The following is a 13,179-nucleotide window of genomic DNA, read 5'->3' as shown; positions in this document are numbered from 1 at the left end:
CTCCAGGCTCACGAAAAGGGCTTAGTGCTTGCGCAGGAATGCGAGCAGTTGCTGGTTGACCTGTTCGGCCGCCTCCATCTGCACCATGTGGCCGGCCTCTGGCAGCACCAGTACTTCGGCCTCCAGGCCCTCGGCATGGCTGGCCGGGATGATCGCATCCTTGCCACCCCACACCACCAGTGCCGGGTGATTGCCCAGTACCCCGCGCAAGTCGTGGCGCTGCCGGTCGCCGTCGGCGAGCGCCCTTGCCAGCTGCTGCAGGGCCTGGTCCACACCTTCCAGGCGCTTGAACTTGAGCATGTCCTCCAGCATTTGCCGGGTGACCAGCGCCGGGTCGGCAAACAATTGCACCATCTGCGGTTTGAGTGCATTGCGGTTGGCCGCGGTGACGAAACCTTGCAAGTACTGCCCGTTGATCGCTTCGCCCAGACCGGCGCTGGCCACCAGGCTCAGGCTGGCCACCCGCTGCGGGGCCAGGCGCGCCACGTTGAGGCTGACGGCACCGCCCATGGAATGGCCGGCCAGGTGGGCCTTGGCGATGTCCAGGTGGTCGAGCAGGGTGAGCACGGTTTCGCTCAACTCATCCAGGTCGCCCCGCTGCAGGGCCTTGGCCGACTCGCCGTGGCCCGGCAGGTCGAGGGCGATGACCCGCCGCTCGGCAGCCAGCGCCGGGTGGTTGAACAGCCAGTTGTTGAGGTCACCGCCAAACCCGTGCACCAGCACCAGCGGTGTGCCGCCTTCACCCAGCTCGAACCAGCGCAGCAGGCGCCCGCCGACTTCCGCCTTCTGAGGGGCCGGCCCTTGGCTCTGGTCGGCGCCGCCTTCGGCGACGAACTCGGCCTGGAAGCGCTGTACCACGGCATCGATCTCGGCCTCTTCTGCTTCGCCTTCGACCACCACCGCCAGCAGCGCGCCGACGGGCAGGGTTTCATCCGGCTTGGCCACCTGGCGGCGCAGCACGCCGCTGAACGGCGCTTCGACGCTGCTGCTGATCTTGTCGGTCTCGACGTCCAGCACTTCGTCGCCCTTGCTGATTTCGTCACCCTCCTGCTTGAGCCAGGTGTCCACCCGGCCCTCGGTCATCGACAGGCCCCACTTGGGCATGGTCAGGGTATGGATCTGGCTCATGCGGCACTCCTTGCGGCTTCGATTACCTTGCGCACGGCGGCTTCGATCTTCGCCGCGTCAGGGATGTACAGGTCTTCCAGGGCGTCGGAGAACGGCACCGGGGTATGTGGCGCGGTGACCATTTCGATCGGCCCCTTGAGTGCGGCAAAAGCCTTCTGTGCCACCAGCGCGCTGATGTCGGTGGCCATCGAGCAGCGCGGGTTGGCTTCATCGATCACCACCAGGCGGCCAGTCTTCTCCACACTTTCCAGAATGCTGTCCTCGTCCAGCGGGCTGGTAGTGCGCAAGTCCAGTACCTCGCAGTCGATGCCCTGGCGGGCCAGGTTGTTGGCCGCCTCCAGCGCCACATGCACCATGCGCCCGTAGGTAACGAGGGTCACGTCGTCGCCATCGCGCAAGAAGTTGGCTTCGCCGAACGGTACGGTGTACACCTCTTCCGGCACCTCGCCCTGCATGCTGTACAGCAGTTTGTGTTCGCAGAAGATCACCGGGTCGTTGTCGCGGATCGCCTGGATCAACAGGCCCTTGGCATCGTAAGGCGAGGATGGGCACACCACCTTCAGACCGGGGATGTGCGTCCATAGCGAAGTGAGCATCTGCGAGTGCTGGGCTGCCGCACGCAGGCCGGCGCCATACATGGTGCGCATCACCAGCGGGGTCACGGCCTTGCCGCCGAACATGTAGCGGAACTTGGCGGCCTGGTTGAGGATCTGGTCCAGGCAGCAGCCGGCGAAGTCGACGAACATCAGTTCGCACACTGGGCGCAGGCCCTGGGTGGCGGCACCGACGGCCGCGCCGACGTAGCCGATTTCCGACAGCGGCGCGTCAAGCACGCGGCCGGGGAATTGGTGATACAGGCCTTTGGTCACGCCCAACACGCCACCCCAGGCGTCATCCTCGCCGGGCGCACCGGCGCCACCGGCGACGTCTTCGCCAATGATGAACACTGTGCTGTCGCGACGCATTTCCTGGGCCAGGGCTTCGTTGATGGCCTGCTGGTAGCTGATCTTTCTTGCCATGGTGGTTCTCCTGTTGTTCTTGTAATCCGCGGCTCAGGGGTAGGCGACGTAGACGTCGGTGAGCAGGTCGGCGGGCTGTGGCTTGGGATCGGATTTGGCGCGGCGTACGGCGTCTTCGATCAGGTCCTCGACGCGGGCGTCGATGGCGTCCAGTTGCTCGGCCGTGAGCAGGCCGGCGCGGGTGGTCTTGTTGCGAAATTGCATGAGGCAGTCGCGGGATTCGCGCAGGTTCTTCACTTCATCAGGGGCGCGGTAGGTTTGCGCATCGCCTTCGAAATGGCCGTAGTAACGGCTGAGCTTGACCTCGATCAGCGACGGCCCTTGCCCGGAGCGGGCGCGCTCGATGGCAGCGCCGGCGGCCTCGTAGACGGCAAAGAAGTCAAAGCCGTCGATGGTGACGCCTGGCATGCCGAAGCCGGCAGCGCGGTCGGCAATGTGGTCGCAGGCTACGGACCAGTTGGAGGCAGTGGCCTCGGCGTAGCCGTTGTTCTCGGCCACGAAGATGCAGGGCAGGTTCATGATCGACGCCATGTTCATGGCCTCGAACACGGCGCCCTCGTTGGATGCCCCATCGCCGAAGAAGGCTACCGACACGTCATCGCGGCCCTTGAGCTTGGCCGCCAGCGCCGCCCCGGCCACCAGTGGTGCGCCGGCGCCCACGATACCGTTGGCACCGAGCATGCCTTTTTCCAGGTCGGCAATGTGCATCGAGCCGCCCTTGCCGCCGCACACGCCGGTTTTCTTGCCGTAGATCTCGGCCATCATGCCGTACACGTCCACGCCTTTGGCGATGCAGTGGCCATGGCCGCGGTGGGTCGAGGCAATGCAGTCGCTGTCGCGCAGGTGGGCCATGACCCCGGCTGCAGAGGCTTCCTCGCCGGCATACAGGTGGACGAAGCCGGGAATTTCGCCGGTGGCGAACTCCACATGCAGGCGTTCTTCGAAGGCGCGGATGGTCCGCATGACTTCATAGGCATGCAGCAGTTGATCAGTACTGAGTTGATTGGACATCTTGTTGTTCTCCGGGGTTGTCTCAACACGGGTTTGCAGGGTGCAACCGGTGGCCGCGCGGGACGGCCAGCAGGTGGTGGCGGGCGGCATGCGCCAGCACGGCTTCGACGTCCACACTGAGTGGGCCTTGGTGGTCGAGGGTGATGGTGGGGGTGTCATGCTCGGCAAATTCGATTTCGCGTTCGCCGTCCAGGGCCAGGGTGCCGCTGGCCAGGCTCAGGCGCTGGGCGACGCCGGGTGTCAGCGGACCGCAGGCAGTGATGCCGCAGGCTTGCAGCAGCCCGGGCGCCAACGGCGCCAACAGCGCCTGTTCGGCGTCGGGGGCCAGGCGTACCCAGGCGCCGTGCGGGTCTTGCCGTGACACCGGGCACCACAGACCGCACAGGGCCGACAGGCCGATGGCGTGGGGTTCGGCGAAGCAGGCGAAGACTTCGCAGAGGTCCTCGCTGCGGCTGAGCGCACGGGCACCGATGAAGCGCTGCGGCGACACGGCCACCTCGACCAAGGCCCATTCGGCCAGCTGTTGTTCAGGCACGTTCACCAGTAAGCGTTTGTTGCGGCGCAAGCCGATGCTGGCCGGTACCCGGCCACTGGCAAGCAGGCCACCGGCCAGGCCCGCGCTGGTGGCTTCACGAAGTTCGGGGAAGGCGTTGTTGGTGCCGGTGGACAGGGTCAGCAGCGGCACGTCACCGGCCTCGGCGGCGACCGCCTTGTGGGTGCCATCACCGCCCAGCACGGCGATCATCGCCACGCCGCGCTCGACCATGCGCCGGGTAGCCAGGCGGGTATCGGCCACGGTCTGGCTCAGTGGCAGGTCGAGGATCTCGATGGCCGGCCAGTGCTGGTCACGGGCCCCTGGGCCCTGGCTGGCCTTGAGCACTGCAGCAGCGATGCCGGTCATGTCGCTGGGCAACAACACCTGGCCAATGCCGGTGGCGCCGAAAGCGGCCAGCAGGCGCTGGATAGCCGAGGCCTTGTCGGTGCTCGAATAGAGCCCGGCATTGGCGGTCAGGCGGCGCAGGTCGCGGCCAGAGGCAGGGTTGGCAATGATCCCGACAATCGGGGCGGGTAGCGGCATGGCGCACCTCATATTTTTGTTTGCAAGGGGAGGAGCAAGCGGGGTGCCAGCTTTCTTCGCGATGGCTGAAGTGGCCGGGCTAGAGGGTTCTGGTCGTGTTCGGGCAGGTCTTCACGGGTGTGGCGGCGAGACGCCGGGTGCCAGCGCCGGGCCGGTGTTGCCGAGACGCTGAGACGCTGCGTCTCAAGCCAGCCGGTAATCACACAGTGCTTGTCGGGGCATGCCCAGAGGCGCTTAATGGCCGGACAACGATAAAAACAGTAACGAGAACCGGAGGGCCTGAATGCTTGCCGCGAACTCCCGAGCCCATGTGGACTGCGTCAGCAGGGTGTTGAAGAATGCCGACCGCCTGCCGCAGGCGCCGGTACCACCGCTGATCCTCGATTCATGGCGCCGCTCCATGGATGTGTACCGCCTCGACCCCGGTTCCCAGCAGGGGCCGCGTATCCTTTCCCAAAGCCTGCTCAACGAATGCCGCGAACGCGCCGAGCTGTTCCTGCGCATCGCCAGCGATGCCGTGGCGCGCTTGCACGAACGGGTGCGCGGCGCTGACTACTGCGTGCTGCTTACCGATGCCCAGGGGCGCACCATCGATTACCGGGTCGAGTCGGCCATCCGCAACGACTGTCGCAAGGCCGGGCTGTATCTGGGGACCTGCTGGTCGGAGGGCGAGGAGGGCACATGCGGTGTGGCGGCGGTGCTGACCAGCAAGGCCCCGGTCACGGTGCACAAGCGCGATCACTTTCGCGCCGCCTTCATCGGCCTGACCTGCACAGCGGCGCCGGTGTTCGACCCATTGGGCGAGCTGCTGGGCGTGGTCGATGTGTCGGCCTTGCAGTCGCCGGACGATCGGCGCAGCCAGCACCTGATCCGCCAACTGGTCGAGCAGACCGCCCGCGAGATCGAAAACGCTTTCTTCATGCACAGCGCCCAGGGCCACTGGGTGATGCGCGCGCATGGCACGCCGGGCTATGTGGAGAGCCAACCCGATTACCTGCTGGCCTGGGATGCCGATGGCCGTTTGCAGGCAATCAACAGCCTGGCGCGGCAACGGCTGGTGGAGCGCCTGGGGCGCTTGCCTGAGCATATTGGCGAACTGTTCGACATCGACCAACTGCGCCGGGTGAGCGCGTCGTCCGCCCAGCGCCTGCCTGGTCTGGGCGGTTTGTATGGCCGGGTCAGCGCACCGCAGCAACGCCAGCGTGCGCAGCCTTTGCGCCAGGCCCAGGACACCCGTATCGAGCAACACCTGCGGTTGGCCACGCGGGTCAAGGACTGCAACCTGGCGGTGCTGGTACTGGGTGAGACCGGGGCCGGCAAGGAGGTATTCGCCCGCCAGCTGCACCAGCAAAGCCAGCGCTGTGATGGCCCGTTCGTTACCCTGAACTGCGCGGCCATTCCGGAAACCTTGATCGAGAGCGAGTTGTTCGGCTATGTGGCCGGGGCCTTCACCGGGGCTTCCAGCAAAGGCATGCAAGGGCTGTTGCAGCAGGCCGATGGCGGCACGCTGTTCCTCGACGAGATCGGGGACATGCCGCTGAACCTGCAAACCCGCCTGCTGCGGGTGCTGGCGGAGGGCGAGGTGGCGCCGCTGGGGGCGGCGCGGCGGGAGCGGGTGGATATTCAGGTGATCTGTGCGACCCATCGCGATCTGGCGGCGATGGTGGAGGACGGGCGATTTCGTGAAGACTTGTACTTCCGCCTGGCCAATGCCCGCTTTGAGCTACCCCCCTTGCGTGAGCGTGATGACCGGCTGGGGCTGATTCACCAGTTGCTGGCCGAAGAGGCTGCGGCCTGCGGGGTGGAGGTGGTGTTGGCGGATGACGCGCTGCAGGCGCTGCTGGTTTATCGCTGGCCGGGCAATTTGCGCCAACTGCGGCAGGTGTTGCGGTATGCCTGTGCGGTGAGTGAAGGCGGGCAGGTACGGCTTCAGGATCTGCCGCAGGAGGTGCGCGGTGAAGCAGTTGGCTCGGCTGAAAGCGGGGTGTCGTGCCCGGCACGGCAGCTGTTGCTGGACGCGCTGATTCGCCATCGCTGGAAGCCGGCTGATGCGGCGCGGGCTTTGGGTATTTCGCGGGCGACGCTTTATCGGCGAGTGCATGAGCATCGCATCGACATGCCGCGGATGAAGGGGTAGAGCCCTGGGGGCGCGCTGCGCCCCTTTCGCGACGCAAGGCCGCTCCCACAAGGACGGCGTCAGTCCTGAGGCATGCGCGCAACCTGTGGGAGCAGCTGTCTTGCTCAATTTCTAAAAGCTGGCGCGATCCCTGTGGGAGCGGCCTTGTGTCGCGATAGGGCCGCAACGCGGCCCAGCTTCAGGCAGGCAATAAAAAACCCCGGCACAGGGCCGGGGTTCTGGTACATCACACTACACGATCACTCCTGGTTGGCCAGTTTGTGCTCGAGGTAGTGAATGTTGACGCCGCCTTTGCAGAAGCCTTCATCACGCACCAGGTCGCGGTGCAGCGGGATGTTGGTCTTGATGCCGTCGACGACGATCTCGTCCAGGGCATTGCGCATGCGCGCCATGGCTTCGTCGCGGTCCTTGCCGTAGGTGATCAGCTTGCCGATCAGCGAGTCGTAGTTCGGCGGAACCGAATAACCGCTGTACAGGTGCGAATCGACGCGTACGCCGTTGCCGCCCGGGGCGTGGAAGTGCTTCACCTTGCCTGGGCTCGGGATGAACTTCTTCGGGTCTTCGGCGTTGATCCGGCACTCCAGCGAGTGGCCGCGGATCACTACGTCTTCCTGGCGGAACGACAGCTTGTTGCCAGCGGCGATGCTCAGCATCTCCTTGACGATGTCGATACCAGTGACCATCTCCGACACCGGGTGCTCAACCTGCACGCGGGTGTTCATCTCGATGAAGTAGAAGCGGCCGTTTTCGTACAGGAACTCGAAAGTACCAGCACCACGGTAGCCGATCTCGATGCACGCATCGACGCAGCGTTTGAACACTTCCTGGCGGGCTTTCTCATCGATGCCCGGGGCTGGTGCTTCTTCCAGGACCTTCTGGTGACGGCGCTGCAGCGAGCAGTCACGGTCGCCCAGGTGAATGGCGTTGCCCTGGCCGTCGGACAGTACCTGCACTTCCACGTGACGTGGGTTGGTCAGGAACTTCTCCAGGTAAACCATCGGGTTGCCGAAGGCAGCACCGGCTTCGGTACGGGTGAGCTTGGCCGAGGAAATCAGGTCCTCTTCCTTGTGCACCACGCGCATGCCGCGACCACCACCGCCACCGGCGGCCTTGATGATCACCGGATAGCCGACGTCACGGGCAATCGCCAGGGCGACTTCTTCATCTTCCGGCAGTGGGCCATCGGAGCCCGGTACGGTCGGTACGCCCGACTTGATCATCGCGTCCTTGGCCGAAACCTTGTCGCCCATCAGGCGAATGGTGTCGGCTTTCGGGCCGATGAAGGCGAAACCGGATTTTTCCACCTGCTCGGCGAAATCGGCGTTTTCAGCCAAGAAGCCGTAACCCGGGTGAATCGCGGTGGCGCCAGTCACTTCGGCGGCAGCGATGATCGCCGGGATGTGCAGGTAGGAATCCTTCGACGATGCAGGGCCGATGCAGACCGACTCGTCTGCCAGGCCCAGGTGCATCAGTTCACGGTCGGCAGTGGAGTGCACGGCGACGGTCTTGATACCCAGCTCTTTGCAGGCACGCAGGATCCGCAGGGCAATTTCCCCGCGGTTGGCGATCAGGACTTTTTCGAGCTTCCCAGACATCGTTGGCTCTCCGCGATTCAAACGATGGTGAACAGCGGCTGGTCGAACTCAACCGGCTGGCCGTCTTCTACCAGGATGGCGTCGATGACACCGCCAACATCGGCTTCGATGTGGTTCATCATCTTCATGGCTTCGACGATGCACAGGGTGTCGCCTTTCTTCACGGACTGGCCAACTTCAGCGAAGTTAGGCGAGGTCGGCGAAGGCTTGCGGTAGAAGGTACCTACCATTGGCGAACGGATCACGGTGCCTTTCAGGGCCGGGGCGGCAGCAGTGGCTTCGGCGGCTGGCGCAGCAGCGGCAACCGGCGCAGCGGCAGGGGCGGCGGCCATAGGCGCCGGTGCGTAGAACTGCTGGGCAGCTGGGGTCTTGCTGTGACGGCTGATACGGACCGACTCTTCGCCTTCCTTGATCTCCAGTTCGTCGATGCCAGACTCTTCCAGCAGCTCGATCAGTTTCTTGACTTTACGGATATCCATTAATCATCAACTCCCAAAGGTTCGGTCAGGGGGCGAAATACAAAAAAACGTATCTGAAACGTTTCTCTCGAACCCCGGCCCACTTAGGCCAGGGTTTTCATCATTTGGGCTGTGCGTTGGCAGCCAGTTGTTCCAGCGCGGACTCCAGGGCCAGGCGATAACCGCTGGCGCCCAGACCGCAGATCACCCCTACGGCAACATCGGAAAAGTAGGAGTGGTGACGGAACGGTTCGCGTTTGTGCACGTTGGACAGGTGCACTTCGATGAATGGGATGCTCACCGCAAGCAATGCGTCACGTAATGCGACGCTTGTGTGGGTGAAAGCAGCCGGATTGATCAGGATGAAGTCCACACCCTCGTTGCGTGCGGCGTGAATGCGGTCGATCAGTTCGTATTCGGCATTGCTCTGCAGGTACTGCAGATGGTGGCCTGCGGCGCGGGCGCGTTGCTCCAGGTCCTGGTTGATCTGAGCCAGGGTCACGGCGCCGTAGTGGCCTGGCTCGCGAGTACCGAGCAGGTTGAGGTTGGGGCCGTGGAGCACCAGTAGCGTTGCCATCTGCGGATTCCTTGGATTTGTAGGGCAATTCGACACAGCGCGGCGAGTGTGCCGTAAAGCAACGGCAAGTGTCCAGTTCCCGGCAATAGCCAGCACGATGTCCGAGGTTCGCGCGAAGTATGTGACCGAATAATTAAATCCGGTCACTCATTTCAGGATTTTTCCCGGCTCGCGGGAAGTTATAGACCGACTTTGCCGCGCACGCGCGTCAGAATCTGCGCAAATTCACCGGCATTTATCTCGCCAATCACCCGATCAGCGGTAATTTCGCCGCCGTTCGCAGCAAAAAACAGCAGGGCGGGGGGGCCGAACAGCTGGTAGCGGTCGAGCAGCGTGCGTTGCTCGGCATTACTGTCGGTGATGTCGAAACGTAGCAGTTTGAAGCCGGCCAGCTGTGTTTGCACTTGCGGTGCATTGAGCACCTCATGCTCGATCACCTTGCAGCTGATGCACCAGTCGGCGTACCAGTCCAGCAGCACTGGCTGGCCGGCGGCCTGGGCTTGCGCCAGGGCTGCGTCCAGAGCATCAGGTGTGGTGATGGTCTGCCAGGCATCGGCTTTTGCCGTCGGGAGGCTGCCGCTGGCGGCCAGTGACGCCCCCGGCAGTGGGCGCAGTGGGTCGCCCTGGCCAGTGAGTGCGCCGTACCAGCAAGCCAGCGCGTACACCAGCAAGGCCAGGCCGAGCAGTTGCGCCAGGCGCTGGGCCGCCGTCTTGACGACGAATTCCAGCGCGCCGAGGAACAGTGCCACACCCGCGGCGAGGAAACCGACCAGCAGCAAGGTCACAGGGCCTGGCAGTACACGGCTGAGCAAACCGATGGCCAGCCCCAGCAGCAGTACGCCAATGGCGTTTTTCACCGTGTTCATCCATGGGCCGCTTTTGGGCAGCCAGGCCGCGCCACCGGTGGCCACCAGCAGCAGTGGCGCACCCATGCCCAAGCCCAGGGTGAACAGCTTGAGCGCGCCACCCAGGGCATCGCCGCTGGCGCTGATATAGAGCAAGGCACCGGCCAGGGGGGCCGATACACATGGAGAAACCAGCAAGCTGGAGAGTACACCGAGCACTGCTGCACCCAGCAGCGAGCCGCCGCGGGTGTGGTTGGCGACGTTGTTCAGGCGGTTGCTCAGGGCCTGGGGCAGCCTCAGTTCGAAGAGGCCGAACATGGCCAGGGCGAACACCACGAAAAACAGCGCGAAAGGTACCAGCACCCAGGCCGACTGCAGGCGCGCCTGCAGGTTCAGGCTTGCGCCGAACAGGCCCATCAGTGCGCCGAGCACCGCGAAGCTGGCGGCCATTGGCAGCACGTAGGCCAGCGACAGCGCCAGGCCGCGCACGCCACCAACCTGGCCGCGCAGCACCACACCGGAAAGGATCGGTAACATTGGCAGGACGCAGGGGGTGAAGGTCAGGCCGACCCCAGCGAGGAAGAACAGCAGCAGCGACTTCCAGTTCCAGCCGTGTTCGCGGGTGGCTGGCGTGTTTGCAACGCCCTCGCCATCGATACTCAGGCGTGCGGTTTCCGGCGGGTAGCACAGGCCCTTGTCGGCGCAACCCTGGTAGCCCACCAGCAGGGTGAAGGCGCGTGGGTCTTTGCGTGGCAACTCGATATCGAGCACGCCGTGGTACACCTCGACGTCGCCGAAGAATTCATCGTGCTTGGCCTCACCCTTGGGGATGTTCGGCGTGCCCAGGGTGATGTCGGCCGGTTCCGTGTGGAACTGGAAGCGGTGGCGGTAGAGGTAGTAGCCATCGGTGGCGACGAAGCGCAGCTTGATGGTTTGCGCATCGGCCTGGACCAGGTTGAGCTTGAAGGCCTCGTGTACCGGCAGAAAGTCGGCGTTGTTGGCCAGCGAAGCGGCGCCAAGGGTGGCGCTTGGGCGGTTGTCGAGCAGGCCTGCGGCGAAGGCAGGGCTGGCCAGCAGCAGGAACAGCATGAAAAACAGGCGACGCATGGCGGACTCGCGAGGTGGAACGTGCTCGGCATGATAACGGATGCGCAGGAATAATTGGCCCGAAACAAACGCAGGAGCGGGTTTACCCGCGAAGCGCCGCGCGGGCGGCGCTCGATCTCCCAGGCGCAGCACATGTCCCGTCAAACACCACCCAACTGCTACACCTGTCCTGGCGACCACCGCGCTGACTCAGACCCTGAATGCTCGCACGGCCCGGTTCAGCTCACCGCCCAGGCTCAGCAGCTGTTCGCCCTGTTCACGCCCCTCGCCAATGCGCTGCAGGTTGTCTTCACCCAACGCGTGAATCCGCTCGCTGTGGTCACGAATCTCGCTCACCGCGCCACTCTGCTGCGCCGTGACATCGGCAATCCGCACCGCCGTATCGGCAATGGTGCGAATGGCACAGACAATCTCATCCAGTGCCCCATCCGCCGCCTGGGCTTGGTTGGCCGTGGCCTCGGCATGTTCCAGTTGCGCGCGCATCCCCGCCACCGAACTTCTGGCGGCCTGCTGCAGGCGGTCGATCAACGCCTGGATCTCGCCGGTAGCCCCCGTGGTGCGCTGAGCCAGTGAGCGCACCTCATCGGCGACCACGGCAAAGCCACGGCCCATCTCGCCGGCACGGGCCGCTTCGATCGCGGCATTCAGTGCCAGCAGGTTGGTCTGCTCGGCAATCGCGCGGATCACCGTCAGTACCCCGCCAATGGTGGCCGACTCTTCCGCCAATTGTTCGATCATGCGGGCGTTGCCTTGCACTTCATCGACCAGCTCACGCAAGCCCGACAGGCTTTGGCCGATTACCGCCTGGCCTTGTTCCACCGCACGCCCGGCATCGCGGCTGGCCTCGGCGGCTGCGCTGGCATCACCAGCCACTTGTTGAATGGTCGCTTCCAGCTCGCCCAAGGCATCGCGGATCTGCCCGGTATCGCCGGCCTGGCGCTCGGCGCCGCCGTGCAGCGCAGCGCTCATGCCGGCCAGGGCGTGGCTGCTGCCGGCCACCTGCTCGGCGTTATGGCGGATGGTGCCGACCAGCTCCACCAGGTACTGACGCAGGCGGTTGAGCGACTCCTGGATGTCGTGCAGTTCGCGGTTGGTCTTGCCCAGGGCGATGGCTTGGGCGAAGTCGCCCTCAGCCCAGCATGACAGGGCCGGGGCCAGTCCGGTCAGGGTACCTGCCAAGCGCCGTTGCAGCGTGTCGATCAGTAGGGCGATCAGCAGGATCAGGCCGATCATCAGGCCTTGGATGATGCGCACCTCGGCAGCGATTTTCGCATGCTGGCCGCGCACTTCGGGTTCCAGCGCGGCGATGGCCTGTTGTACGGCTTCCAGGCGCTGGCCGGTGGTGGCGGCCAGCGCGACGCGGCGCTCGATCTGTTCGCGGGTGCGTTGCAGTTCGGCCGGGTAGCGGTTGAGCAGGCTTTGCAATTCACGCTTCAGGCCTACGGCAATGTCTTCCTGCTGGGCACTGGCCCGGGATTCCAGGCCCATCATTGCAGCGAAGTCGTCGGCACCGGATTCGGCCGTGCGGGTTACGCCGAGCAGTGGCAGGCCGTCGACCGTTTGGGCCTGGGCGCGGATCAGTTGCAGCTCGCGCTCCACCTCATCGGCCAGCTCCGGGCGGCCGCTGCTGACCAGCTTGTCGCGAGCCAATGACAGCCGCCCCAGGTGCAGGGTGGCGTCGAGCAAGGGCAGCAAGTAGCGATTGGCCTCGGCGTTGCCACTGTCGCGGGCATAGCTGGCCATCTGCTCGAAGTTCGCCCCCAGCTCCCGCTCGGCTTGCAGCAGCAGGGCTTGTGGGTCGCCGGCCAGCTTACCGGCGGCCAGCAGTTCGTTGGCGGTGAAGGCCTGCAGGCTATCCAGGCTGGGGCGCAACTTCTCGGCCAGCTCTACGGGCCAATCCGTCAGTGCGGCCTGCAACTGCTGGGTCGCCTCCATGGCTGCGGCCTGACGCAGGGCATCGCCGCTGCCCAGGTAGGCCTGGATATTGCGCGCCGTCTGGTTCTGGAACTGCTGAGACAGGCCCAGATAGCGCTCCATCAGCTGGTAGGGGCGCTCGAGGGCGCGCTGCGACCACCACAGGGTGGCGCCCAAGGCGATACACACGGTCACCAGCAATAGGGTGTTGAAATTGGTCAGCCACTTCAGGCGCATAGCCGCGAATTTCCTGCGCAGGTGAGAGGTAGGCGCCTGAAGTTATTGCGATTTTGTGACGGGGTGATGACGC

The 13,179-nt window shown here is 64.7% G+C and carries 10 protein-coding genes; 1 reads left to right on the top strand and 9 read right to left on the bottom strand.

Going from position 1 to position 13,179, the window contains the following annotated elements; all coding sequences use genetic code 11:
- Positions 1-21: 21 nt before the first annotated feature.
- Genes I8746_RS16235 through I8746_RS16220 form a run of 4 tightly spaced genes read right to left on the bottom strand, consistent with a single transcriptional unit; the run spans position 22 to position 4,236 of the window.
- Positions 22-1,128, bottom strand: a complete 1,107-nt coding sequence (locus I8746_RS16235) for an acetoin dehydrogenase dihydrolipoyllysine-residue acetyltransferase subunit (RefSeq protein WP_221100833.1) — start codon at positions 1,126-1,128, stop codon at positions 22-24.
- Positions 1,125-2,147, bottom strand: a complete 1,023-nt coding sequence (locus I8746_RS16230; RefSeq protein ID WP_003255340.1) for an alpha-ketoacid dehydrogenase subunit beta — start codon at positions 2,145-2,147, stop codon at positions 1,125-1,127. The genes I8746_RS16235 and I8746_RS16230 overlap by 4 nt, the downstream gene beginning before the upstream one ends.
- A gap of 33 nt (positions 2,148-2,180) precedes the next feature.
- Positions 2,181-3,158, bottom strand: coding sequence for a thiamine pyrophosphate-dependent dehydrogenase E1 component subunit alpha (locus I8746_RS16225; RefSeq protein ID WP_003255338.1), 978 nt, complete (start codon positions 3,156-3,158; stop codon positions 2,181-2,183).
- Between the two features lie 22 nt (positions 3,159-3,180).
- Entirely contained in the window at positions 3,181-4,236 is a 1,056-nt protein-coding gene (locus I8746_RS16220; protein ID WP_108191695.1) for an ATP-NAD kinase family protein, read from the bottom strand.
- Positions 4,237-4,519: 283 nt separating this feature from the next.
- Here I8746_RS16220 and I8746_RS16215 point away from each other — a divergent pair, with 283 nt between their 5' ends.
- Complete coding sequence (locus tag I8746_RS16215) at positions 4,520-6,373, top strand: sigma-54-dependent Fis family transcriptional regulator (RefSeq protein WP_003255335.1); 1,854 nt, start codon at positions 4,520-4,522, stop codon at positions 6,371-6,373.
- Between the two features lie 239 nt (positions 6,374-6,612).
- On the opposite strand, the gene accC is transcribed toward I8746_RS16215, so the two are convergent.
- The 5 genes from accC to I8746_RS16190 form a co-directional block, all read right to left on the bottom strand.
- Positions 6,613-7,968, bottom strand: coding sequence for an acetyl-CoA carboxylase biotin carboxylase subunit (accC, locus tag I8746_RS16210; protein WP_003255333.1), 1,356 nt, complete (start codon positions 7,966-7,968; stop codon positions 6,613-6,615).
- Positions 7,969-7,985: 17 nt separating this feature from the next.
- Positions 7,986-8,447, bottom strand: a complete 462-nt coding sequence (gene accB, locus I8746_RS16205) for an acetyl-CoA carboxylase biotin carboxyl carrier protein (RefSeq protein WP_003255332.1) — start codon at positions 8,445-8,447, stop codon at positions 7,986-7,988.
- 100 nt (positions 8,448-8,547) lie between these two features.
- Complete coding sequence (gene aroQ, locus I8746_RS16200; RefSeq protein WP_003255330.1) at positions 8,548-9,003, bottom strand: type II 3-dehydroquinate dehydratase; 456 nt, start codon at positions 9,001-9,003, stop codon at positions 8,548-8,550.
- Positions 9,004-9,182: 179 nt separating this feature from the next.
- Positions 9,183-10,955, bottom strand: a complete 1,773-nt coding sequence (locus I8746_RS16195) for a protein-disulfide reductase DsbD (protein WP_221100832.1) — start codon at positions 10,953-10,955, stop codon at positions 9,183-9,185.
- A 189-nt stretch (positions 10,956-11,144) separates the two neighbouring features.
- On the bottom strand, positions 11,145-13,106 hold the full coding sequence (locus tag I8746_RS16190; RefSeq protein ID WP_012051085.1) for a methyl-accepting chemotaxis protein: 1,962 nt from the start codon (positions 13,104-13,106) through the stop codon (positions 11,145-11,147).
- Positions 13,107-13,179: the final 73 nt, after the last annotated feature.

Source organism: Pseudomonas sp. USTB-Z, assembly GCF_019691255.1.
Classification (GTDB): domain Bacteria; phylum Pseudomonadota; class Gammaproteobacteria; order Pseudomonadales; family Pseudomonadaceae; genus Aquipseudomonas; species Aquipseudomonas alloputida.
This window is presented reverse-complemented; position numbering and strand designations above follow the sequence as displayed.